This is a genomic window from Lysinibacillus sphaericus (genome assembly GCF_002982115.1).
In the GTDB taxonomy this organism is placed as follows: domain Bacteria; phylum Bacillota; class Bacilli; order Bacillales_A; family Planococcaceae; genus Lysinibacillus; species Lysinibacillus sphaericus.
Genome location: NZ_CP019980.1, coordinates 2,795,177 through 2,820,295, shown reverse-complemented (window position 1 = coordinate 2,820,295; position 25,119 = coordinate 2,795,177). Strand labels below are relative to the sequence as shown.

Sequence of the window (25,119 nt, the reverse complement as noted above, 5' to 3'; positions counted from 1 at the left end):
AGGTGCATCTATCTGTGCATAGAGAAATCGACTATCAATGGCGTATTACTAAGTACAATCCTGCTTATCGAAATGCAGAACGACATTATTTGCGAGATGAGTGGACAAGTGCTTCAGAAATCGGGAAATCTTTTCATGGAGAAATATTAACGTTAGGCGACTATTTACAGGTCGAGAATGCGTATGTAGATACGGTAATGAAATGTCTTGAGGTTTATCAAATTGAGAATGTCCGACTAATCCATCTTGAGACATATGGTCTGTCTGACGTGGATAAAAGTTCTCCTTTATATGATGCTGCGTTTGATACAATTTCGTTGGCAGAAGATATGCTAGTAACCATTGCTCAAATTCCTATCGTCTGTAAAATGGTGTTGCGAGAGTTTATTCATTGCCAATTGATTACCGAGGATTTCTTTGTCCAGTTCGGTTATGACTACTATATGTATATTGGAGCGAACAGCATACAACAGGAAGCACTTCAATTTGCGAGCGAGCAATGTCTTTTTGTAGAGCAAATGATGTCTCCCTATTATCTTTCTGAAAAGAATGTTATACGAGAAGTGTCATGGAGTTTTCCAGGAGAGGCAATAATCGAAGATAGTGAATTATTGACCGATATTACGTTAGAGGAGTTGCAAACTATTTTTCAACTCTCTTCTATTCATCCGGTTACAGGCTCTTACAAAATTACAGAGGACAATGCGAAGTTTTTCCAAAAGAAAATCAAGCATAAAATGGACTTTAATAAGTATGAATACTATTTATTAGCTGGAAGTTAAGTAAATAGAGATGTTCGAAGTTGTTATTAATATAATATATGAACACAAACACGCGCCTGAAACGTTGCTTTTAAAGCGTTTTGGGCGCGTGTAAGTTATTACAAACCACTGTTTATTTGGGAAGGAGCTAATATACTAACATTTATAATTATTTGAAACATAGTAGTTTGTGTTTCCCAGATATTCGAAATATTGAAGAGATAATAATGAGAGGTGATAAAATGCAGTTACATGACTTTATGCACGAAAATTACCCCAATTTACTACTTCGACCACCTTTATTTTATAATTGGCATATAGGGATCCGTTTTGAACTTGGGGTTAATTGGAAAAGAGAATATGATTATCCAAATAATCCTTATGTGTTAGGGTGTTATAAAAGAGCGATTACTTTATTTGAAGCACTGCATAGTCCAAATGAAGAGATTTTTGTAGTGATGGATATTCATGATGTTAAAAATAATAGAAACTTAAAACGTAAATTTAAAAATTTTCCACGTTATGTGAACCAATCTTTATTGTTGAAATTAAAGCATGAAGCGTTACCGTATATATTCCCTGAAGATAATGAAGATGGGAAATTAATAACGCATCGTTTTACTTTACAATGTAAAACGTTCGATTTTAACTATATTCCACTGTTAAAAGCCATTTGCAATCAAGACTTGGGATTGAAACCGCAGATTTACTATGATGTTTACTTCATAAATATTAATAGGAAAACCATTTTTCACGTCTACGATGACAGAGGTTGTGATTTGTTGGCAACTTCTCCCGCTACAATAAAAGATATTTACAAGAAGCAGAATGACTGGATTTTAGACTATGACAGAGCGGAAATTGATAAGGTGTTTTTATAGAACATGATAGTGAATGTCTACCTTTATTAAAAACCTATCTGAAAGGAAAGAAATCGACTATTGGAGCTAATAGCATCCACCTTAATTACCGAAGATATTGCGCACTAGTATCAAAAGCACACGATGGATTTTATTAAGTATGCGTAAAAGCTAGAAATTAAAATACAAAAGCACTCGCTCAAAACGTAACTTTTATTGCGTTTTGGGCGAGTGTTTTCTATTGGGAAAAAGCGGTAAAAAAAGTTCGTGTGATTCTATGAATGATTATCATTTTGTCCAATATATTAGTAAATATACAATATGAAAATATAAATTGTAAATATTTTCTAATATAAAGGGGGCTTTATACATGCTTGAACCAACGATCAAGACAACGGCAACGTATCAACGAGATCGGGAAACGGTTATTGCCTTAACACAAAAGCTCGTGCGGATTGAAAGTGTCTATCGCGAAAATGACCCGCATGGCAATGAACAGGAAGTAGCCAATTACGTGGCGCAATATTTGCAAGCTAGCGGTATTGAAACGTTTGTCGAAGAAGTTGTACCTGGTAGACCGAATGTTATTGGCATTATTGATTCTGGAAAGCCAGGGAAAACGCTACTTTTTGAAGGACATACAGATGTTGTAACCGAAGGCAATCGTGAAGCATGGACATATGATCCTTTCGGTGCGGAAATTATTGATGGACGTATGTATGGACGCGGGACGAATGATACAAAAGGTAATCTCGCTTGTATGATAACAGCTTGTCAGTCATTGCTACTAGATGGCGAGGAATTTACGGGCAAAATTATTTTATGTATCCCATGTGATGAAGAAGGGCTCATGTTAGGCATAAAACATTTTATTCGCAATGGCTGGGCGGATGGCGTAGATGGTGCCATTATTTGTGAGCCACAAGAAAATAATGTTTGCATTGCACAACGCGGTGCTATTCGCTTACAGGTCGATATTTTCGGCAAAATGGCACATGGCGCGATTTCTTGGAGTGGCATTAATCCGAATTGGCGGATGGCACGTTTGATTGTGGAGCTTGAAAAGTTAGAAAAAGAAGAGCAAGCGCGTTTAGGTCGTGATCCAATGCTTAACTGGCCATCCATTACACCAACGATTTTACGTGCACCAGTAAAAGGGGATGCGCAAATTAATGTAATCCCTGATCATTGTATGACGACGCTAGATATTCGCACCGTTCCAGCCCAGGATCATGATGAATTATTAGGCAAAATCGATGCCATTATTCAACGACTCCAAGCAGATGATCCAGACTTTCAAGTGGAGCTTACGGTGCTGGATAATCGCCCAGCAACCGCTACTGCAAAAGAACAGCCAGTTGTCCAAGCTATTTACGAAGCGGTAGCAGAGGTGACGCAAAAAGAGCCAATTTATAACGGAGTGCCAGGTGCTACGGATGGAACCTTCCTCCATGTACATGGTATACCAATCGTCACTGTTGGGGCGGGTGACCGTGAACTACCGCATCAAATTGATGAATATGTCGATATTGAAGAGCTTGCAGAAACGACAGCTATTTATCGTTTAGCAGCATTAAAGTTTTTAGCAGGTGATGCATAATGGTCAAAATCGCAGTTATTCCTGGAGACGGTATTGGTAAGGAAGTGATGGCAGAAGCATTAAAAGTGCTTGCACAACTGCGCCAAGATGAACCATCTTTAGACATTGAAACGACCATTTTTCCGTGGAGCTCGGATTATTATGTACAGCATGGTTGTATGATGCCAAAAGATGCGCTCACTACATTAAGAAACTATGATGCGATATTATTCGGTGCGATTGGTGATGCGCGTGTACCAGATGATGTTACGGTATGGGAATTTATTATGCCGATTCGTAAGCAATTCCAGCAATATGTCAATTTTAGACCAGTCAAATCACTACAGGGCATTGCTTCACCATTGGCGAATAGCAAAGATATCGATATGGTTATTTTCCGTGAAAATACAGAAGGGGAATATTCGAATAGTGGTGGACATATTTATCATAACCAGCCACAGGAAATGGCGATTCAAAATACGATAATGACACGGCTCGGTGTTAAAAAAATTGTACAAGCCGCGTGTGATTATGCTCATCAAAATGGCAAGTCGAAAATTACCAGTGCAACGAAATCAAATGCCATTATCTATGCTATGAAGTTTTGGGATGAGATGACGAAAGATGTTGTGGCACAAGCTTCGCCAACTTTAACGTTGGAATCTCTCTATATCGATGCATTAGTCGCTTATTTTGTAGAGCGGCCGCAAGATTTTGAAGTAGTGGTGGCATCGAATTTATTCGGCGATATTTTATCGGATTTAGGGTCGGCACTTGTTGGAGGGCTAGGGTTATCTCCTTCGGCAAATTTAAATCCTGAAAAAGCATTTCCATCAATGTTTGAACCAGTGCACGGTTCTGCACCCAATATTGCAGGGAAAGGGATTGCTAATCCGATTGCGCAAATTTGGTCACTTGCGTTATTGCTTGGGCATATTGGAAGACCTGATTTAGAAAAGCGAATCGTTGCGGCAATTGAAGCAGTGTTAATCGAGGGAGCCGTGCAAACAGCGGATATTGGCGGACAGGCAACAACTACACAAATGGGGGATGCCATTTGTCTGGCGCTTGAAAATATTAAACAAACAGCAAGGGGTGTGTAAGATGGCAGTTACACAGCAAGTAATCATTGTGACAGGTGCTGGGGGAGGAATGGGGAAGGCGATTATAGAAGACCAACTGGGCAAAGGGCATATTGTGATAGGTCTTGATTTATCGGTTACTTCACTCGCACATCTAGCGCAACAATCTTTGCAAACATATGAAGTCAATGTTTTGCAAGAAGATAGCATACAAGCCATTGTCCATGAAGTTTACGCCAAGTATGGACGAATTGATGGGTTGGTCAATGCATTAGGCATTGCACAGGCTGCGACGCCGATTGAGCAAGTAACAATGGATGATTGGAATCGACTAATGGACGTAAATGTGAAAAGTCTGTTTATTACAACAAAGGCCATTGTGCCGTATATGAAGAAGCGGAAAAAAGGTTCGATTGTGACCATTGCATCGATTTCTGCGGTGCGTCCTCGTCCCGGTTTGCAGGTGTATATTGCTTCTAAAGGAGCGGCGGAAAGCTTTACACGTGGGCTGGCAATTGAGCTTGCCTCCCATCAAATTCGGGTCAATACCATTCATCCAGGACCAGCAGACACGCAAATGCTAGCGCAGTTTACTGCACATAATGCAGATGCTGAACATGCAAAGCACAATGTTTTTATACAATCAGTGCCACTTGGCCGTTTAGTCGACCCATCTGATATTGCAGGTGCCGTAAGTTACCTACTATCAGATGCAGCAGGCATGGTAACAGGGACAACGTTACATGTAGACGGAGGCCGTGGCTTATAGGAGGAGTACGATGCAAATTATACCGATGCTAATAAATGGAAAGTGGGTACAAGGAGATGGTCAGGCGTTTATAGATGTTGTCAATCCTTCTACTGGTGAAGTACTCGCGCAACTAAAAAATGCTAGTAAGGCACAGGTAGATGAGGCGGTACAAGCTGCACGTATTGCGGTTGAAAGTGAAGAGTGGCGCCAAGTGAAAGCTTTTGAGCGTGGTCAGCTATTACTCGAACTGGCACAGTATATTCGCATGCATGCTGAAGAATGGAGTTTGCTAGAATGTCGGGATGTTGGAAAGCCCTTAACACAAGCACGTGCCGATGTTGAAGCAGCAGCACGTTACTTTGAGTTTTACGGTGGGGCTGCCGATAAGCTTATGGGAGACACGATCCCTATCGAAGACGGTATATTAAATGCTGTCGTGCTAGAACCTGTAGGGATTACCGTCCATATTGTACCGTGGAATTATCCTTTACAAATTACGGCAAGAAGCGTTGCCGCAGCAATTGCAACAGGAAATGCAGTCATAGTCAAAAGTGCAGAAGATACCCCGTTGACAACCCATGCGATGACACAATGGTTTGCCCGAAAATTCCCAAAAGGGATTTTTCAACATATTACGGGATTAGGTCGTGAGGTAGGCCCGTTGTTAACGAGGCATCCTGACATTAATCATATTACATTTACTGGTTCTGTTGCTACGGGTATAGAAGTGATGAAAGCAGCAGCCCAAAACATCGTACCTGTCACATTAGAACTCGGTGGAAAGTCCCCGAATATTGTGTTTGCGGATGCGCCAATGGAACAGGCATTAGAAGGCGTAGTCCGTGCCATTATTCAAAATGCGGGGCAAACATGCTCTGCTGGTGCGCGCTTACTAATTGAAGAAGATGCAAAAGTGTTGTTTATCAAGCGGTTAGTTGACAGGTTTCAAACTTTGAAGATTGGCCCGGGGGAAGCTGATGTTGATATGGGCCCTTTATTAAATGAACGGCAATATGTAAAGATTTCCGCACTGTTGCAACAAGCAAAAGAGGATGGTTATGTGATCACGGGTGGCGACACGCTAACAATAAAAGGCTATGAAAAAGGTTACTATATCCAACCAACGATTCTCGATGGCGTAGATGCCGAGGCTGAACTGGCGCAGGAGGAAATTTTCGGACCGGTGTTAACTATATTGACGTTTTCAACAGTGGAGGAAGCAATTACCTTAGCCAATGGTACGGATTATGGATTAGTAGCTGGTGTTTGGTCTAAAGATTTAGACACGGCTCATTATGTGGCTAGCCGAGTGAAGGCAGGACAAGTATTTGTCAATAATTACGGCGCAGCAGGTGGGATTCAAATGCCGTTTGGTGGTTATAAAAAGAGCGGAATCGGCCGTGAAAAAGGTTTTGTGGCACTAAGAAATTATACCCAAATGAAAAATATTGCGATACGCTATGCAACACCTGAGCGACCGTGAACAGGGGGGAGCATGTGGAACAAGCACAAGACAAGCAAGTGTTGTTGGAAGTAAAGCAATTACACGTCCAATTTCATTTGAAAAATGGGAAAAAGGCAAAAGTAGTCGATGATGTAAGCTTTGTTATTTATAAAGGTGAGACGGTAGCACTTGTAGGGGAATCAGGCAGTGGCAAGAGTATAACATCGCTGTCAATCATGCGCTTGCTTCCGATGCCTCCTGGAGAAATATCCGCCGGTTCCATTACATTAAACGATAAAAATCTACTCGCTATGAATAATAAAGAAATGAGTAAGATTCGAGGCAATGAAGTGAGCATGATTTTTCAAGAACCGATGACATCACTTGACCCCGTTTTTACCATTGGCAATCAAATGATGGAAGCGATTCGTAGGCATCAAAAAATATCTACAAAACAAGCGAAAGAAAAGTCACTACAACTATTAAAAGAAGTGGGTATCGCCAATGCAGAAAAGGTTCTCACTGAATACCCGCATCAGTTATCCGGTGGCATGCGACAACGTGTGATGATTGCTATTGCCATGTCCAATAACCCCCAACTATTGATTGCAGATGAGCCGACAACGGCATTGGATGTTACGGTGCAAGCACAAATTGTAACGTTAATGATGAAGCTGAAAAAAGAACAGCAATCAGCCATTTTGTTTATAACACATGATATGAGTGTTGTTGCTGAAACCGCAGATCGCGTCATGGTGATGTATGCTGGGCAAATTGTGGAGCAAGCGCCTGTTCGTGCGTTATTTCTCGAACCGAAACATCCCTATACAATTGCCTTATTAAAAACGATGCCTACCTTAGAAACTGATATAAAAAGGTTACCATCTATCCCAGGCACTGTACCACCTGCCTATGCATTACCAGAAGGCTGTCGTTTTGCACCACGTTGTCCATTTGTGATGGAGCATTGCCGTCATGTTTTACCAGAAGTTACGTTGTTGCAGCATCAACATCATGTAAGGTGTCATTTATACACGGAGGAAGGGGCGTTGGTAAATGACGGACAAAGAAGTATTACTTGAAATTCATCATTTAAAAGCTTATTTTCCTGTGAAACGTAAGTCTATGAAAGAAGCAAAAAAAGTCGTTAAGGCTGTTGATGATATTTCAATTGACATCTTCCGTGGGGAGACACTTGGTATTGTTGGGGAATCAGGGTCTGGAAAGTCAACATTTGGGCGCGCGATTTTAAAGCTTGTTGAACCGACAGCTGGAGCAATTTTGTATAAAGGCCAAGCCATTCATCATTTGAAGGGGCGCGAATTGCAAAAATATCGCAACCAAATGCAAATGATTTTTCAAGATCCCTTTGCATCATTAAATCCACGCATGCGTATAGGCGCCATTATTGAGGAACCAATGGCTTTACAATTGTCATTAACGAAAGAGCAGCGTAAAAAACGGGTCAGAGAACTATTACAAAAGGTTGGTTTACCGGAAGATGCTATGCACAAATTTCCCCATGAATTTTCAGGTGGGCAAAGACAACGAATAGGCATTGCCCGAGCACTTGCCATCAATCCGGAGTTTATCATAGCAGATGAGCCAGTTTCTGCTTTAGATGTTTCCATACAATCACAAGTATTAAACTTGATGATGGATTTACAGGATGAATTTCAATTAACATATTTATTTATTTCCCATGATTTAAGTGTTGTCAAACATATTAGCGATCGTGTTGCAGTGCTGTATTTAGGAAGGATTGTGGAAGTAGGCACAAAAAAAGAATTGTATGCACATCCACTTCATCCATATACACAAGCGTTACTTTCTGCGATTCCTGTTGTGAATTTTGATGAACCGAAGCAATTAGTCCCATTACAGGGGGAGCTACCAAGCCCGATGAATCCACCGATTGGTTGCGTGTTCCATACACGCTGTCCGTTTGTCATGGAGCAATGTCGGCTAGCGCGGCCTCCATTGCAACAAAAAAATGAGCATCAGCAAGTAGCGTGCTTTTTATACGAAAAATAATCAGAATATTCAATTTTTAAAAAGGGGGTGGGTTAATGTTTGGCAATATTACCGATGTACCAGGCGTGAAAGTAGGGCATGCGGAAGATAGAGAAGGCATAACGGGATGCTCCGTTATTTTAGTGGAAGATGGTGCTGTTTGTGGAGTCGATGTGCGAGGCTCTGCACCAGGCACACGTGAAACAGATGCATTGGATCCTATTAATGAAATTCAACAAGTGCATGGCATTTGTCTAGCGGGTGGCAGTGCATTTGGTTTGGATGCCGCAACAGGTGTTATGCATTACTTAGAGGAACAAGGTGTAGGGGTAGATGCGGGTGTTACCAAAATACCAATTGTACCTAGTGCAGTATTATTTGATTTATTTATTGGTGACGCACATATAAGACCATCAGCTCAGATGGGTTATGAAGCAGCGAAAAATGCCAAGATTGGTGCTTTTGTAAATGGCAATATTGGCGCAGGCTATGGTGCAACAGTTGGGAAATTAGCAGGGCCACAATTTTGTATGAAAGGTGGTTTAGGCAGTAGTTCACTTATAGGGAAGGATGGGCTTATCGTAGGCGCTATGGTAGCGGTCAATGCAGTAGGCGATGTAAAGGACCCTACTACTCGAACAACGATTGCTGGGGCGCGTAACCGAACAACAGGGCAATGGCTGGATAGTTGTTCCTATTTAGAAGAGCATGGTCAATCTCAGGCACTCGCTGGTACCAATACGACCATTGGCGTTGTTGCGATGAATGCAAAGTTAACAAAGGCAGAGGCGAAAAAAATCGCACAACTAGCACAAAATGCCTTAGCACGTACGATTTATCCTGTCCATACTATGCTAGACGGCGATACGATTTTTGTTTTAGGTACAGGACAGCAAACGTATCCAGTCGACTATATTGGACACTTAGCAACAAAGGTCGTGGAGGAAGCGATTATTGCTGGTGTTAAAGGTGCTACTCAATTAGAGGACGTAGAAAGTTATATAAGTATTCAACAACAGCATAAAGGGGGAGAAATACTTTGAAGCAGAGTAGAAATTGGGTTTTCCTAATGTTGTTATTGCTTTTAGGGGTGATGATTAGCGCATGTTCAAATGATAATGACAAAAAAGATACAAATAAAGTACCGACAAATGCGCCAGTAACAACAGATACACCACAAGAAATTGTAGTCCGCATTAATGACGACCCGGATTTTTTAGATCCTCATAAAGCAACAGCCTCGATTTCCTATCAGATGATTCTTAATATTTTTGAAGGATTGATGGCACCCGAAACAGATGGCTCCTTAAAAGAAGGGCTTGCGGAAAGCTATGAAATTTCACAGGATGGTTTAACTTATACGTTTAAAATTCGTTCAGGTGTGAAATTTCATAATGGCGAGGATTTAACAATAGAAGATATTCAATATTCGTTTGATCGCTTAATGGGCAAAAATGGTGGCGAAAAAATGTCGAATAACTTTGATAATGTAGCATCTACCGAAGCCCCAGATACAAGGACTTTTGTCATTAAGTTAAAAGAACCGAATTCCAATTTCCTCTATTCCTTGACTGCTCGCCAAGCCGCCATTATACCGAAAAGTAATGACGGCAAGCATAATGAAAACCCAATCGGGACTGGTCCTTTTGCTTATGTGAAATATGCTCCAGGCTCAAATTTAGTGTTGAAAAAGAATGAAAGCTATTGGAAAGAAGGCTTGCCTTACTTAAATAAAGTAACTTTTGCGTTCCAATCCGATGATCAAGCAGCCATTATGAGCTTAATGGCAAATGAAGTTGATTTAACAAGTGTCCCTTGGCAACGGGTAAATGAGGTGGAAAATAGTCATCATTTATCGCATCAAAACAATAACTCTTCTTTAATTGTCACGTTTAATGAAACGAAAGCACCGTTTGATAATATCAAAGTGCGTCAGGCTATGAACTATGCCATCAGTAAAGCGGATATTATTGATTCTGTCTTTGCTGGTTATGCTGTACCACTTGGCTCGAACATGAGTCCAGCAATGGGAGACTATCAAAAGAAAGGGTTAGAAGATAAGTACAAGCTTGATGTGGCAAAGGCCAAGGCATTATTAGCTGAAGCAGGGTACCCAGACGGCTTTAAAACCAAAATTACTGTATCTTCTCATAACGATATTTATTCCAATATAGCGCAAATTGTTGCCGCTAACCTCAAAGAAATTGGTGTAGATGTAGAGATTGAAGTGGTGGAATGGGGGATTTGGCTTGATCGTGTGTACTTTGGTCGCGACTATACTATGACGACGATTGATTTAACAGGTCGTGCCTCTGCCTATGAAATTTTAAATGACTATATTTCTACCAATGAGAGTGAAAACTTCTTCTTATTTAAGAATGAGGAATACGACAACATCATGGCTGACGTTTTAAAGGAAACAGACACGGCAAAGCAAATGGCTTATTACCAACGTGCACAAGAAATTTTAGCGGAGCAGGCAGTGTCGGTTTATGTAGCGGATTACCAAATCGTCTGGGGTTCTGACAAGCAAGTAACAGGGCTAAAGAGCTATCCATTCTGGTTCCATGATATGTCCGAGGTAAAATTCTCAAACTAGAAAGAGATGATTGCAAATGATGTATATGATACGTCGATTCATCCTGTTAATGACAACGATTCTTCTAGTGTCGATGATTACGTTTGGCGTTTTTCAAATTTTACCTGGGGATCCTGTTCGAACAATGTTAGGAACAGAAGCGGATGCAACACAAATTGAAAACTTGCGGTCTGAGCTTGGTTTGAACCGTCCCCTTTATGAACAATACACTGATTGGATAAAGGGACTATTGACAGGAGAATTAGGTCATTCCATTCGTTTCTCCATGCCTGTAAAAGATTTATTGTTGGATAGACTGCCTGTCACGATGTCACTAGCTGTCCTGACATTAACCATTGTATTAATGGTTTCCTTGCCACTTGGCATGTTTGCTGCGAGACGCCAAAATAAGCTGAGTGATGTATCCTTATCGACATTGACACAAATTGGGATGGCGGTGCCTTCATTTTGGCTCGGGATGATGCTGATTTTATATGTGGGTATGCAGTTTAGTTTTTTTAAAATTAGTGGCTATATTCCGTGGTCACAAAGTGTTGCCGGGGCGTTAAGTACGCTTATTCTGCCGGCGTTAACTATCGCTATACCTCAAATTGCTGTCAACTTCCGTTACGTGCGTACGGCCATTTTAGAACAAATGCAACTTGATTATGTACGGACAATTCGCAGTAAGGGGATGTCGGAACGGAATGTGATGTATAAGCATGTGTTAAAAAATGCTATGATTCCGATTTTGACCGTTTTTGGTTTGATAATGGCAGAAGTTGTGGCAGGAACGATTATTGTAGAGCAGGTATTTTCCTTGCCAGGTGTTGGACAGCTATTGATTACAGCGATTAGTAATCGCGATTTCCCACTAGTGCAAGGCATCGTGATGTATATTACGGTAGCCGTTGTTGTTATTAATTTTATCGTCGATATTTTATATTCTGTGTTAGATCCAAGAATCCGATTACGATGAGAGGTGGATGCAATGGACATTGTGAAACGATATATGAAAAATATAAATTTACTCATTGGTCTACTCGTCATCGTCGGGTTTTTACTTGTTATGATTACTAGCTTCTTTTATACGCCATATGATGTGAATATGATGAATATTCCCGAAAAATTACACAGCCCAAGTAGTAAGTATCTATTTGGTACAGATGAATTTGGACGTGATATTTTTAGTCGGATGATGAAGGGGACACAAACAGCCTTTGCGGTAGGTTTATTAACGGTCATTATCGGTACATCATTTGGTATTTTAATCGGTGGACTAGCAGGTTTTCTAGGTGGCTGGGTCGATGAACTATTTATGCGCTTAATGGATGCGCTAATGGCGTTTCCAGGCATAATTTTAGCGTTAATGCTAGTAGCTGTTTTCGGGCCTGGCGTAGTCAATACCGCAATTGCCCTTGGTGTGATTGCCATACCTGCCATTGCTCGAATTGCACGCAGTGGCTTTGTCCAACATCGGGATGCCGAATACGTACTAGCCGCTAAATTAATTGGTGTCAAACCTTATAACATTATGTTTCGTCATATTTTACCTAATATATCATCCCAAATTATTGTGGCAGCAACGGTTACTTTTGCGACGGCCATGCTTGCTGAAGCAGCACTAAGTTATCTAGGGCTTGGCGTTCAACCACCAAATCCTAGTTGGGGGCGTATGTTAAAAGATTCGCAAGCATATTTAGTAAAAGCTTCGTGGTATACATTTGCACCAGGTGGAGCTATTACTCTATTAGTGCTAGGGTTGTATATGTTGAGTAATGCTGTGAGGGATTATATGGACCCCCGCTCCAAATAGTTTTAGTGATTGGCAATGTAATATAAAACGTTCTATACTATAGTAATTATATGCTCATAACTGAGGAGGACTATTATTAATGAACGCAACCATTATTACAACAGACAGCGATTTGCAAACGGCTTTAGCTATTCGCAAAGCTGTATTTATAGAAGAGCAACAAATTCCAGCATCCGAAGAATACGATGAATTTGATACACTCGCTGCGTCTTGTGAACATATTCTTGTGTATATCAATGAACAACCCGTTGGTACAGCTCGATTACGTGTAGTAGACGGCTATGGCAAACTGGAACGAATTTGTATTTTACAGCCATTTCGTAAATGCGGGCTCGGAAAAGTGATCATTGACAAGCTTGAAGGGTTGGCACAGGAGAAAGGTTTAACGCAATCAAAACTTAGTGCACAAGTATATGCAGAGGGCTTTTATGAAAAGTTTGGCTATCGTCGCACAGGAGAGGAATATTTGGACGCAGGCATTCCACATGTTTTAATGAAAAAGCAATTTAACAATGCTTAACGTGTAGTAGGTTAAATACCCGCGGAATGAGTGCTTTTACCCGCGGAAGTGGAGAGTTTACCCGCGAAATGAGAGCATTTACCCGCGAAAAACATAGGAATACCCGCGCATCGAGATTAAATATGGAAGACCTTTAACTATATAAAACAAACTCCATTTTGCGTATGTCAAAATGGAGTCTTTAATTTAAAAAGGAATAGGGACTTCCTGTAATGTTGGGTAAGATGTGATAGCACCATGTTTTGTTGTGGATGTAGCGGCATAACGATTGGCAAAGGTAAGAAGGGGCGTAGCAAATGTTTCGCAAAAGGCTTCGAGCGACTCTACTGTAATGTTTTTCTGCAACAACATACTCAAAATGGCACCGATAAAGGCATCACCTGCACCTGTTGTATCAAGCGCTTGTACAACTTCAGCAGCAACTTTTACATGCTGTTGCTTCGTGTAAAGACTAGCTCCTTGTGCACCATGCGTGACGAAAATGACTTGAACCTTGTCTTGAAATAATGACTGCACGGCTTGCTGCTCATCGTCTATATGCGTTAAAAACGATAATTCCTCATCAGAGAGCTTTACGATATGCGCACGCGGAATAAAGTTTAAAATCGTTTGCCGGCATGCTTCAGCGTCATGCCAAAGGGGGAGTCGTACGTTCGGGTCAAAAGAAACAAGACTCTCCGTAGCATGCGCTTGCTCAATAATCGCCTGATGTGTTTGCTTCATTGGACTATCCACCAAGTTCACCGAGCAAAAGTGGAGGATAGCATGGGCTGTTAGTAAATTCGTTGGCAATTGTGCTGGGCTGTACAATAAATCAGCCGCATTTTTTCGATAAAATAAAAAGTCACGTTCACCATCCGCAGTCAAGGACACAAAGGCAAGGCTTGTTTCACCTTCAGTTGTTTGTGCAATATATTGCGTATCTACACCAGCTTGTTTCACGGTAGCAATCAAAAAGTCCCCAAATGCATCTTGTCCAACCTGTGTTAGTAGGGCAGCGGGTTGGCCTAATTTTGCACAGACTGCTGCTACATTCGCCGGTGCACCACCCGCATTTTTCGTAAACTGTTCGACCGATAAAAGCGAACCACTTTGTCCAGCGGGCGTAAAATCAATTAAGAGCTCACCAATTGCATACAGTTTTCGCATACAATACCTCCTTGTCCAATCAATGCTTCATTCCTGCAAATGAGCTTTTTGCTTTGGAATATAAATAGTATAAAAAATCCCACCAAAAATGAGTAAGATACCAAGCGTTTGAATAGGGCTAGGCATGAAATCAAGCAGTAGCATATCTAATAAGATAGCGACAACGGGATCTACAAATACTAAAACAGACACTAGTATAGTAGATAGGCTACGAATACTATCAAAAAATAAATAATAAACGAATCCGGTATGAATAAAGCCTGTCCCTAAAATATAAAGCCAATTCGTTGTTGTCAATCCTTCAAATAATGAAAAATCTACAAACGGTACTAGCATCACAATACCTACCGCCGTTTGTATAAATGTTAAGGCATAGGCGCTTAAATTTTTTATCGTTCGGCTTGTTAACATCGTAAATGCATAAAATAAAGCTGAGAGCAATGCCCACACAAAGCCTGACTGCATAAATTCAGATAATGAAATAAAGTTTTGTAAACCAATAATAAAAATACTGCCGATAAAACAAGTTATCGTTGCGACAAGGGCTTGTACAGTCATTTTTTCTTTAAGCAATAACGCCCCTAAAATAAGCACAAAAATAGGTGCTAAATTATAAATTGAAATGGCAATCGAAATCGACATCTCCTCAAAAGCTTTAAATAAAAATACCCAGTTTAAGACGATAAAGACCCCACAAAGAAGGGTGCGCAATAGTTCCTTTTTGTTCCACACCTCCGTTTTATGCCCGCCCGTTATTAGCCATAAAGCGCCAAGAAAGAGCGTTGCACAAACACAGCGGATAAAGACTAGCTCTGTAGCGGGTAAGCCAGTATGGATTGTGAAAAAGCCGATGGAGCCAAAAATGGCCATAGACACTGTAAGTTTTATGATTGCTGAGACATTCATAACAAACCTGCTTTCTAGTAGTAATGAAATGGCTACTATTTTTTAGCTATTACAATAATGGAGAAACCGACAGCGTTGTCTACTGTCGGCTCTTGTATCATTAGAAAACGATTACTCACGGATTTGCCCATTTCCATGGATGAAATACTTTGTAGATGTTAATGCGGGTAAGCCCATTGGTCCACGGGCATGTAATTTTTGTGTACTAATCCCAATTTCAGCGCCATAGCCGAATTCAAAGCCATCTGTAAAGCGAGTAGAAGCGTTATGATAAACCGCCGCTGCGTCTACATTATTTAAAAATGTATCTGCCACAAGCTGATCTTCAGTAACAATGGCCTCTGAGTGGTTCGTACCGTATTGATTAATGTGTTCGATAGCCTCATAAACGTTTTCAACAATTTTGACGCTAATCTTCAAATCTAAGTACTCCGTTGCAAAGTCTTCCTCTGTAGCGGGCTGCGCAAAATTTACCGCTTGGCAAACTGTCGCATCACCTACAATTGTCACGCCTGCTTCATGTAGTGCATTTAGCAACTGTATACCGTGTTCACTAAACCACTCCGGATGAATCAGTAAGCTTTCTGCTGCATTACAAACAGAAGGACGTTGTGTTTTTGCATTTCGGCAAATGTTTTCTGCTTTTATGTAATCGGCAGTTTGGTCCACATAAATATGGCAATTGCCTGCGCCTGTTTCAAGCACAGGCACGGAAGCTTCTCGAACAACTAAATCAATGAGAGCTTTACCACCGCGTGGAATCAGTACATCAAGGTATTCTTTTAAATGGAATAATTCCTTTGCTGTGTCACGACTTGTATCTTCGATTAATTGCACTGCATCGACTGGGATAGACGTTTTTTCAAGTGCTCGGTGGATACTTGAAACAAGGGCAATATTTGAAAATTTGGCTGAGGAACTACCACGTAATAGTACTGCATTACCCGTTTTCAATGATAATGTGGCTGCATCCACCGTAACATTTGGTCTAGCCTCATAGATCATGCCGATAACCCCAATTGGCACCATACGCTTCTCAATAAGTAAGCCGTTATCCTTTTCAATATGCTCAAGCGTAGTTCCAACTGGATCATTTAATTTCACCAGTAAATGAATGGCATCAGCCATTGCTGTAATACGTTCCTTGTTTAGCATAATACGATCAAGTGTCGAAGTAGCCATGCCTTTTTCTTTCCCATTTGCTAAATCCTTCAAATTTTCTGAAATTAGTATATCTTGATCGATTAGTAATTGTTCCGCAATTTTTGTTAAGGCATCATTTTTTTCGCATGTTGTTTTAATATTTAAAACATAGCTTGCCGCTTTTGCTCGTTTTCCTTTTTGGTATACTTCACTTGTCATTTGAATTCCTCCTATTTCGTTTGTATTTTTAACCATTTATCCCGATGAATAACCTCTATCGGGTAATTGGTTAATTCATCAGTTCGTTTTCCCATGGCGTGTGCTAGCTCAAGTGATGAATATAATACTTCGCCGCGCCCAATCAGTTTATTATGGCTGTATACCTCGACAACATCACCTTGTTCGAAGTCTCCTTCAACACGATAGACACCTGCAGGCAGTAAGCTTTTTCCATTTTCTAATAATGCATGTTCCGCACCGTTATCTATAAAAATTTTACCAGAAATTTCCGTTAGTGCAATCCACTGTTTGTTATTTGTTAAGACAGCGAGTGCTTCATGCTCTACATATGTCCCATCGCCTTGCCCATCTAAAATATCGATTAGCTTTTGAGCCCCGTAGCCCGTCCCGATAAATACTTTAACGCCTGCATTTAAAGCTGCACGTGCTGCTAATAGTTTGGACTCCATACCACCTGTGCCAACTTTAGAGCCAGCACCGTCAGCGAAGCCTAGCATTTCATCTGTGACTTCAGTTAACCGATCAATTCGTTTTGCTTGCGGATTTTTATTGGGATTGGCATCGTATAAACCATTAATGTCTGTTAGAATAATAAGCTGGTCTGCGTGGACAAGCCCACTGACAAGTGCGGATAGCATATCATTATCGCCAAATGTTAATTCACTGACCGATACCGTATCGTTTTCATTAATAATTGGGAGCATCGAGCGCTCAAGCAATTCCTCAAATGTTGCATAGGCATTTTTATAGCGTTCTTTTTTCGAAAAATCAGTTCGTGTAAGTAAAATCTGAGCAGGCATTATATCATAAATACTAAATAGTGCATGATAGGTTTGGATAAGCAAACTTTGGCCGACTGCTGCTGCTGCTTGTTTCCCTTTTACTGTCACAGGGCGAGAAGGGTAGCCGAGTTGTTTAAAGCCTGCTGCTACAGCACCAGACGAAACTAGTAATACTTCATGTCCACATTTTTTTAATTCTGCAATAGCTTGCACGTGATCCATTAAGCGTACTTTATCAATTTCGCCTTTTGCATTTGTTAAAGAGCTACTGCCGATTTTTACAACAATTCTTTTTCTTTCCATCCTAATTCCTCCAGTTCACCATTTGGGAGCATTCCTACCGCCTAAGCCACAAATTGCTGAATAAAGATAAAAAAAACCTTTTCGTCCTAAAAACTAGGACGAAAAGGTTGCTTTCCGTGGTACCACCTACATTGAATATCTTGAGATATTCCACTTTCCTCATAACGCTTGAGACTGCGCCTAGTTTGGCTAGGACGTTTCACGAAGTAGGTTCTGTAGTCTTTTTTGTACAATGTCTTACAGCCGATGGACATCGCTCTCTTACCAATTAGTTTCTACATACTAATCTTCGTTCGTTTTATGTGTATCATGTATTTTGGAGAGATTATGGCATAGAGTATAACCACAAGTTCTCTTTCGTACTACTAATTGAATAAAGAATGCACTACTTCTTTGTGTCTGTCAAGCTGAATAGAAAAATTGTGTATAAATAAGGATAAATTGCAGAGGTTTGCAACCGCCAATAATTAGTTGAATACTGGGAAGTGACCATTATTTTAACCACCAAATGGCAACGAGTAAAGGGAGCATCGCCAATATCATCACAAAGAAACTCCACAAAATTTGTTTCCCTGTTGTCATGTTTTTAGGTTTAATACTCATTTTTTCATAGAGTTCGTTAATAGCACGTTGCTCTTTTGCATAGAGCATTGATTGAAATTCTTCATAATCTTGAATATAACTAGATGGAGGTCTTGGGCTAAAACGTAGATTTCGAATATCTTCCGTAATATCTTTTTCGCCAATCCAGTAGGTAATAACGGGTGCTAAGCCAGCAGAATGCATTGCTTGAACCTCGATATCGTGTGTTTTCATTTTATAAAAGACATTTCCTTGCTCGTCCTCAAATTCTTGTACAATATCACTTACTGCCATCGACGAATCACCTCTTTCTTAATACAATAAGGATAGAATTCATAGTGTTGAATTCTATTATAATGCATAAACGAAGAGAAATGTTGCATGAACGAGCATTAATAAGGATAATAATTTTTTTATAAAAAAATTATATATAGTCATAAAGTTACAAGTGGCGTGTAGTATAATGTAAATACAACCATTGTAATTATGGTTTTTTCTAACAAATAGCGGGGGGAAGGGTAAAATTGGAACTTTCGTCGTTACTAGCTTTTTTAGGAGCAGCCATTATTTTAACTATAATGCCAGGACCAGACAATTTATTTGTCCTTGCACAAAGCATTACACAAGATAAAAAGGCTGGAATTGCGACTTCACTAGGTTTATGTACGGGCTTACTGGTACATATCGGAGCTGCAGTTTTAGGTATCTCAGCCATTGTCTATCAATCGACCGTTATGTTTTCGATTGTCAAATTTGCTGGGGCTGCCTATTTATTATACTTAGCATGGCAATCATTTCGAGCGAAGAATGATGCATTTACATTGGAGCACCAAAATATTCATACGTTCGCTTTGCTATATCGAAAAGGAATTTTAATGAATATCTTAAATCCAAAAGTTTCTTTATTTTTCTTAGCACTATTGCCACAGTTTGTAAATCCGTTACTTGGACATGTGGCGTTACAAATGCTTATTTTGGGTATGGTATTTTTAGTGCAGGCACTGATTCTATTTTCATTAGTTAGTGTTTTTGCTGGGAAAGTAAGGGAAATAATTATAGGTAAACCTACTATTGCAAAACGCCTGAATATCATACAAGGTGTACTATTTACATTTATCGGTATAAAAATCGCACTTAGTAAACAATAAAAGGAGGAGATTGTATGGCTATTTTACATATTACCTTTAGCTTGTCTACACAAGGGTCCATTAAACACGCGATTCGACAAAACCATTTACAGCGGGAAGAGTCAGTGATTTGTATTCATGATAATTTCTCTATTGGCCCACTTACAAGTATGGAAGAGCGAAAAAATTGGTTGGATACACATATTTTTAAGGATGTAGAAGAACAAGAATTATATGAAGACATCCACAACAAGTGGACAAAAGCGATAGCTGGCATCCCATGTGATCTGGATGTTTGGATTTGGTATAGTCAAAATGCGCATGAAGAAATTGCTTTACGTTATGTGATGAGTGAGTTTGTCAATAAATGCAGCATGGTATTTGGTATAGATGCGACGGCTGGTTTACAGCGCATACAACAAGACATGGCCATTCGTTATACCGGTGAGTTATCATCGGATATGTTAATGAAGTTACGTCCAGAAGCGAAGCGTTTTACAATTGAGGAGTGTCAGCGTCTAGCTAAAGAATGGGACGAGCTCAAGCGAAATCAAAGTATATTGCGAGTTTGGCAAAATGGTATTGTTCATGTAGAAGAGAGTGAGTTTGATATAAATATTATTAACAGTGCAAAATATTTACAAGCTAGCAACAAGGAGCAATGGCTTTCACCAGTGAATGTTATCGGGCAAATGGTAAATATAACGGACGACTATATAAATGAAACATTTATTGAAAATCGATTACTCTACTTGGCTCAACAAGGATTGTTTGAAATAAGCGGTGACACAACGGATATAAATGCATATAAAATAAACTATATCGGGCAATAAGGTAATCGTAAAAGAGGAAAAGTGTTAGATTGATTTGAAGTCAATCTAACACTTTTTTGTTATGTTGTTGTTCGCATCTTACTTTTTGCAGAGGTCACCCATCTTTTTGTTCCTTTATTTTGAGTGCCAGCCTCTTTAGTCGGGTTCTCTCGAAGGGCCCATCTTCTCATAATAATCAAGAACAAATTGCTGGAATTGACGTGCGGACGGTGGGAGGTAACGATTTTCAATCCAAGCCATCCCAATTATGCGTTCACATACCATATCTTCAACATGTATTTTTACAACCTTATTTGGATTAAGATCTTCATCATCAGGTAGGAGGGATACCCCTAGACCGGCTCCAACAAAGCCTGCAACGGTAGAGACCTCATCACCTTCATACGTAATTTTAGGCTTAATGCCCGCAGCACTTAACAGTCGATCAGCAGTACGGCGTAATGCATAGCCTTTTTTCATAAGGACAAAGTTTTCATGTTCTAGTTCCTTCATCGTTATACTTTTACGATTGGCTAGATGATGATCGATGGGTACCATGATATAAAGCTCATCTCTCCATAGTTCTTTCCAACAAACAGGTGGTTCTGTATCAATCGCTGCAAGCAAACAAAGATCTAGCTCACCTGCCAGCAATTGTTTAAGCTGTGAGTGCGAATAGTTTTGTGTGAAATGAAAGCGGATATGCGGATGTTGCTGACGAAAGGCGCGGATCAAATCAGGAACAATACTTGTGCCAAGTGTATGTAAGAAGCCTAGTGACACATCTCCAAGCTCAGGATTATTGAGTTCCTGTAATTCTAAAACAGCTTTTTCATATTCTTTACGCATACGTTGCACACGGTATAAAAACAATTCTCCGTAGCGATTTAGCATGATTGAACGTCCTTGGCGGTCAAATAAAGGAACACCTAATTCCTCCTCAAGCTTTGCAATCGAACGACTAAGTGCAGGCTGTGAAATCGCTAAAACATCTGCTGCACGTGTCATATGTTCAAGCTTCGCTACTGTTGCAAAATATTCCAATTGTTGCCATTCCAATTTCACTCACCTCTAATAATAGTATGGATATTAGTTACCTGCATTATAACGGTAAAAGGATAGGAAGTATAGGCAACTTGGGAAAATTTTAAATGGCAGCTCATCGGAAATTAAACAAATGAATTTTTTACATTTAGAAGTACCTCTAAAGGGTGATTACAGAAGGCATCAACCTTACACCATTCATGCATAAAACGTATCGAAACGATAAAAACTATAAATTGTACATTATGAATAAAGGGTGTTAAGATAGACACATAAAATACACAAATACAAATTTCCGTGAAGGGGATATTATAAAATGAAGTTATCAAAGCCGCAACCTCTAACAATTGAGGGAGGCAAAAAAGCCGTACTATTACTGCATGGATTTACAGGTAGCACAAAAGATGTGAAAAAGCTAGGGGAATTTTTATCCAAACGTGGTTATACCGTTCATGCACCTATCTATAGTGGGCACGGGGTAGAACCGGAAGCCCTACTAGAAACAAAACCTGAAGACTGGTGGAACGATGTAGTAGAAGGCTACAACTTCCTAAAAGATAAAGGATACGAAGAAATCGCAGTAGTTGGTATTTCACTTGGCGGAGTTTTTTCATTAAAAGTAGCAGAGCAATTTCCTGTTAAAGGAGTTGTTGCCATGTGTGCGCCGATAACACGTGATAGCTCAAAAGGATTATTTACACGTTTATACAATTATGCAAGACTTTACAAACACTTTGAAAACAAGTCCAAAGATCAAATTATTTCTGAACTACACGAATTACGTATTTCACCAAAAGATTCTTTAGATGGCGTAACACGCTTAACAGAAGAAACACGTGAAGATTTACCTGCAATTAAAGCACCAACTTTAGTATTGCAAGGATTACTAGACGATGAGCTATATCAACAAAGCGCTCCGTTTATTTTAGATACAGTTAAAACAGATGATAAAGAAATTATTTGGTATGAAAATTCTGGTCATATTATTACGTTAGATAAAGAACGTGATAAAGTGTATGAAGACGTGTATAATTTTTTAAACCATATAGAGTGGTCTGTTGCAAACTAAGAGCTGTCGTCTGACAGCTCTTTTTATTTGTTAATTTTTACTTAATAAGCTAGGAACTGTACTATTAGCATTTATCTTAGAAAAAACTATTGTTTTTATAATAAATGCCTGTTACCATAATGAAATTGTAGTGAAAATTCATTCGATTTAACTTATTTCAGCAAAACGCTTTATTTTTATTAGTGATGAACGAATGTGATAAAATCACTGAATTGCGTAGGGGGTCGAACTCTAGCTGTAGTAAGAGAAGCTTCATTGAATATCTTCCATTCTATATGGAGCATTTCGAGCAAGCTCGAAAAAAATCAGGACGCAATTACGCTAAAACGTAATTGATTATTTGCTATAGTCAAACACATCTAAGGAGTACATCAATTATGCAAAAGAAAATACCTTTTTCTACATATGCAGTCATTGGAACAATGCTATTTGGACTGTATTTTGGAGCAGGAAATCTAATTTTTCCAATTCAACTTGGACAACTAGCAGGGACTAACTTTTGGTTTGCCCTTGTCGGTTTTTTAGTAACGGCAATCGGGTTACCGTTTTTAGGTATTTTAGCGATTGGTTTATCGGGCAGTAATGGACTGCGTGATTTAGCGAGTCGTATTCATCCTTTATTCGGCGTTATTTTTTCATTAGCGCTATACTTAACAATTGGTCCTTTCTTTGCGATTCCAAGAACGGCAACAGTGCCATTTGTCGTTGGTTTTGAACCGTATATTAATGCGGAACATACAACCATGTTACTTGCGTTGTTTAGCTTTATATTTTTTGCCATTGTCTATTATTTCTCGTTAAATCCAGCGAAGATTATGGATTATATCGGTAAGGTGTTAACACCAGCCTTTTTAGTTGTCTTATTTATTTTAATTATTATTAGTATTGTAAAGCCGATGGGGCACTTCCAACAGCCAATCGGTGACTATATTCAATCTTCCTTTATGACTGGCTTTAAAGAAGGTTATAATACAATGGATGCACTAGCATCGCTAGCGTTTGGTATTGTAGTTATCAATGCCATTAAAAATGCAGGGATTACAGATCGTAAAGAAATTGCTAAGGCAACATGGAAATCAGGCATCTTTGCGATGGCACTAATGACGTTAATTTACGGACTTATTACGTATATGGGCGCATCTAGTATTGAATCTATTGGAACATTTGACAACGGTGGTTTAATTTTCGCTGCGGTTGCGGATCATTATTTTGGCTCATTTGGTGCAATTTTATTAGCGGTCATTATTGTGCTAGCTTGTTTAAAAACGAGTATTGGCTTAATTACTTCTTGTAGTGAATTTTTCCATGAAGTGTTTCCAAAGGTTAGCTATAAAATGTTTGTTCTATTATTGTGTGTCGTGTCCTTCTCTATTGCGAACTTTGGTTTAAATAATATTATACAATTTGCTATTCCAGTGCTTATGTTCTTATATCCACTTGCAATTGTTCTGATTTTACTTGCTTTAAGCTCTTCGTTATTTAACAATAAGCAGGCTGTATACGCATCGGCTATGTTTTTGACGTTTTTCGTTAGTCTAATCGATGGCTACAAAGCGCTTGTTATTAGTATTCCTGGAGCACAATTAAGCTTGTTAGACACAGTAGAGCAACTATTTTCCGATGTTTTACCACTATATGATATCGATTTAGGTTGGATATTACCGGCTATGATCGGTGTTGTGATTGGCTTGATTTTGCCTTCTAAACAAACGAAAATCATTCACTAGTTTTGTCATTTTAGTGATTTACTTAATAAAAAAGTGTTAGATTGAATGTCAATCTAACACTTTTTCTTATTTTTATATACGAAAATAATATATGCAGAAAATTTATTCAATTTAATTTATAATGTTACTTATGATTGTGATAAGGAGAAGGTGAGCAAATGCACGAACTTTGGATGTTTACAGCAGTGGCGCTAATGATTGTTATGGTGCCTGGAGTAGATTCACTACTAGTTTTAAAAAATACAATCGTACATGGCAAAAAAGCAGGCTTTTTTACAATGGTAGGGATTGTTCTAGCACTACTAGTTTGGACAACTTTAGCAGTACTTGGCCTTGCAACGATTATATCAAAATCAATGGTCGTATTTTTAGTCATCAAGTATGCGGGTGCAGCTTATTTAATTTATTTAGGCATTCAATCATGGCGTGCAAGGGCACAAAATATGATGTTGCAAGAAGAGGTTACTATCAAAGAAAATGGAGAAAAAAATGTGCCGCTTAGTTGCATGACACAAGGCATTACAACGGACTTATTAAACCCAAAAACATTGTTATTATATGTAACATTAATGCCTCAATTTATTCAACCAAATTTTAATATTAACGCGCAATTAATAGTGTTAGCAGGCATTTTAATTGCCTTATCCATTGTTTGGCTAGGCATTGTCATTCTTGTGATGAATGTAATTCGCAAATGGTTTATGAAGCAGACTGTACAAGCAATGTTTAATAAAATAACAGGTGTAATGTTAGTAGGCATTGGTGTTCGCATTGCCTCTGAAAAAGTATAGGAAAATTGAAAAAAGCACGCAATGGTCAATTGCCATTGCG

Annotated in this window: 24 protein-coding genes; 18 read left to right on the top strand and 6 right to left on the bottom strand. The window is 39.4% G+C overall.

All coding sequences use genetic code 11. The features are described 5' to 3' along the window. The first annotated feature begins 14 nt into the window (after positions 1-14). The 13 genes from LS41612_RS14275 (at position 15) to LS41612_RS14215 (ending at position 13,404) form a co-directional block, all read left to right on the top strand. The gene (locus LS41612_RS14275) at positions 15-782 is read left to right on the top strand and encodes a DUF7683 domain-containing protein (protein WP_024363482.1); all 768 of its coding nucleotides are present in this window, start codon (positions 15-17) and stop codon (positions 780-782) included. Between the two features lie 221 nt (positions 783-1,003). Next, positions 1,004-1,642, top strand: a complete 639-nt coding sequence (locus LS41612_RS14270; RefSeq protein ID WP_029747318.1) for a DUF3885 domain-containing protein — start codon at positions 1,004-1,006, stop codon at positions 1,640-1,642. Positions 1,643-1,991: 349 nt separating this feature from the next. Next, positions 1,992-3,221, top strand: a complete 1,230-nt coding sequence (locus LS41612_RS14265; RefSeq protein WP_024363484.1) for a M20 family metallopeptidase — start codon at positions 1,992-1,994, stop codon at positions 3,219-3,221. Next, positions 3,221-4,303: an isocitrate/isopropylmalate dehydrogenase family protein gene (locus LS41612_RS14260; RefSeq protein WP_024363485.1), complete on the top strand. Its 1,083-nt coding sequence runs from the start codon at positions 3,221-3,223 to the stop codon at positions 4,301-4,303. The genes LS41612_RS14265 and LS41612_RS14260 overlap by 1 nt, the downstream gene beginning before the upstream one ends. Position 4,304: 1 nt before the next feature. Next, entirely contained in the window at positions 4,305-5,051 is a 747-nt protein-coding gene (locus tag LS41612_RS14255; protein WP_024363486.1) for an SDR family NAD(P)-dependent oxidoreductase, read from the top strand. Positions 5,052-5,061: 10 nt separating this feature from the next. Next, positions 5,062-6,516, top strand: a complete 1,455-nt coding sequence (locus LS41612_RS14250) for an aldehyde dehydrogenase family protein (RefSeq protein WP_024363487.1) — start codon at positions 5,062-5,064, stop codon at positions 6,514-6,516. Positions 6,517-6,530: 14 nt separating this feature from the next. Continuing rightward, positions 6,531-7,559, top strand: coding sequence for an ABC transporter ATP-binding protein (locus tag LS41612_RS14245; RefSeq protein ID WP_024363488.1), 1,029 nt, complete (start codon positions 6,531-6,533; stop codon positions 7,557-7,559). Continuing rightward, complete coding sequence (locus tag LS41612_RS14240) at positions 7,534-8,511, top strand: ABC transporter ATP-binding protein (RefSeq protein ID WP_024363489.1); 978 nt, start codon at positions 7,534-7,536, stop codon at positions 8,509-8,511. The genes LS41612_RS14245 and LS41612_RS14240 overlap by 26 nt, the downstream gene beginning before the upstream one ends. A gap of 35 nt (positions 8,512-8,546) precedes the next feature. After that, positions 8,547-9,533, top strand: a complete 987-nt coding sequence (locus tag LS41612_RS14235) for a P1 family peptidase (protein WP_024363490.1) — start codon at positions 8,547-8,549, stop codon at positions 9,531-9,533. Between the two features lie 26 nt (positions 9,534-9,559). Continuing rightward, positions 9,560-11,089, top strand: coding sequence for an ABC transporter substrate-binding protein (locus LS41612_RS14230; RefSeq protein ID WP_029747319.1), 1,530 nt, complete (start codon positions 9,560-9,562; stop codon positions 11,087-11,089). A gap of 16 nt (positions 11,090-11,105) precedes the next feature. Next, positions 11,106-12,047: an ABC transporter permease gene (locus LS41612_RS14225; protein WP_024363492.1), complete on the top strand. Its 942-nt coding sequence runs from the start codon at positions 11,106-11,108 to the stop codon at positions 12,045-12,047. A 12-nt stretch (positions 12,048-12,059) separates the two neighbouring features. Next, complete coding sequence (locus tag LS41612_RS14220) at positions 12,060-12,884, top strand: ABC transporter permease (protein ID WP_024363493.1); 825 nt, start codon at positions 12,060-12,062, stop codon at positions 12,882-12,884. Positions 12,885-12,963: 79 nt separating this feature from the next. Then, entirely contained in the window at positions 12,964-13,404 is a 441-nt protein-coding gene (locus LS41612_RS14215; RefSeq protein WP_024363494.1) for a GNAT family N-acetyltransferase, read from the top strand. Between the two features lie 186 nt (positions 13,405-13,590). On the opposite strand, the gene LS41612_RS14210 is transcribed toward LS41612_RS14215, so the two are convergent. From LS41612_RS14210 to LS41612_RS14190, 5 genes are all read right to left on the bottom strand, one after another. Continuing rightward, positions 13,591-14,553 (bottom strand): carbohydrate kinase family protein, encoded by a 963-nt coding sequence (locus LS41612_RS14210; protein WP_024363495.1) that lies wholly within the window; start codon positions 14,551-14,553, stop codon positions 13,591-13,593. 27 nt (positions 14,554-14,580) lie between these two features. After that, positions 14,581-15,459 (bottom strand): DMT family transporter, encoded by an 879-nt coding sequence (locus LS41612_RS14205; RefSeq protein ID WP_024363496.1) that lies wholly within the window; start codon positions 15,457-15,459, stop codon positions 14,581-14,583. A gap of 111 nt (positions 15,460-15,570) precedes the next feature. Then, positions 15,571-16,821 carry a glutamate-5-semialdehyde dehydrogenase gene (locus tag LS41612_RS14200; protein ID WP_024363497.1) on the bottom strand — a complete coding sequence of 417 codons (1,251 nt, stop codon included), beginning with the start codon at positions 16,819-16,821 and terminating at the stop codon, positions 15,571-15,573. Positions 16,822-16,832: 11 nt separating this feature from the next. After that, positions 16,833-17,927 (bottom strand): glutamate 5-kinase, encoded by a 1,095-nt coding sequence (gene proB / locus LS41612_RS14195; RefSeq protein WP_024363498.1) that lies wholly within the window; start codon positions 17,925-17,927, stop codon positions 16,833-16,835. A gap of 492 nt (positions 17,928-18,419) precedes the next feature. Continuing rightward, positions 18,420-18,803, bottom strand: coding sequence for a hypothetical protein (locus LS41612_RS14190; protein WP_024363499.1), 384 nt, complete (start codon positions 18,801-18,803; stop codon positions 18,420-18,422). Positions 18,804-19,033: 230 nt separating this feature from the next. Between LS41612_RS14190 and LS41612_RS14185 the strand changes: the two genes are divergently transcribed. Together LS41612_RS14185 and LS41612_RS14180 are read left to right on the top strand one after the other, a co-directional pair. Further along, entirely contained in the window at positions 19,034-19,657 is a 624-nt protein-coding gene (locus LS41612_RS14185) for a LysE family translocator (RefSeq protein WP_024363500.1), read from the top strand. Positions 19,658-19,671: 14 nt separating this feature from the next. Continuing rightward, positions 19,672-20,469: a DUF1835 domain-containing protein gene (locus tag LS41612_RS14180; RefSeq protein ID WP_024363501.1), complete on the top strand. Its 798-nt coding sequence runs from the start codon at positions 19,672-19,674 to the stop codon at positions 20,467-20,469. Between the two features lie 135 nt (positions 20,470-20,604). On the opposite strand, the gene LS41612_RS14175 is transcribed toward LS41612_RS14180, so the two are convergent. Further along, positions 20,605-21,507 (bottom strand): LysR family transcriptional regulator, encoded by a 903-nt coding sequence (locus tag LS41612_RS14175; RefSeq protein WP_024363502.1) that lies wholly within the window; start codon positions 21,505-21,507, stop codon positions 20,605-20,607. Between the two features lie 301 nt (positions 21,508-21,808). Here LS41612_RS14175 and LS41612_RS14170 point away from each other — a divergent pair, with 301 nt between their 5' ends. The 3 genes from LS41612_RS14170 (at position 21,809) to LS41612_RS14160 (ending at position 25,079) form a co-directional block, all read left to right on the top strand. After that, the gene (locus LS41612_RS14170) at positions 21,809-22,561 is read left to right on the top strand and encodes an alpha/beta hydrolase (RefSeq protein WP_024363503.1); all 753 of its coding nucleotides are present in this window, start codon (positions 21,809-21,811) and stop codon (positions 22,559-22,561) included. A gap of 377 nt (positions 22,562-22,938) precedes the next feature. Continuing rightward, entirely contained in the window at positions 22,939-24,288 is a 1,350-nt protein-coding gene (gene brnQ / locus LS41612_RS14165; RefSeq protein WP_024363504.1) for a branched-chain amino acid transport system II carrier protein, read from the top strand. Between the two features lie 158 nt (positions 24,289-24,446). Further along, the gene (locus LS41612_RS14160) at positions 24,447-25,079 is read left to right on the top strand and encodes a LysE family translocator (RefSeq protein WP_024363505.1); all 633 of its coding nucleotides are present in this window, start codon (positions 24,447-24,449) and stop codon (positions 25,077-25,079) included. Positions 25,080-25,119 lie beyond the last annotated feature (40 nt).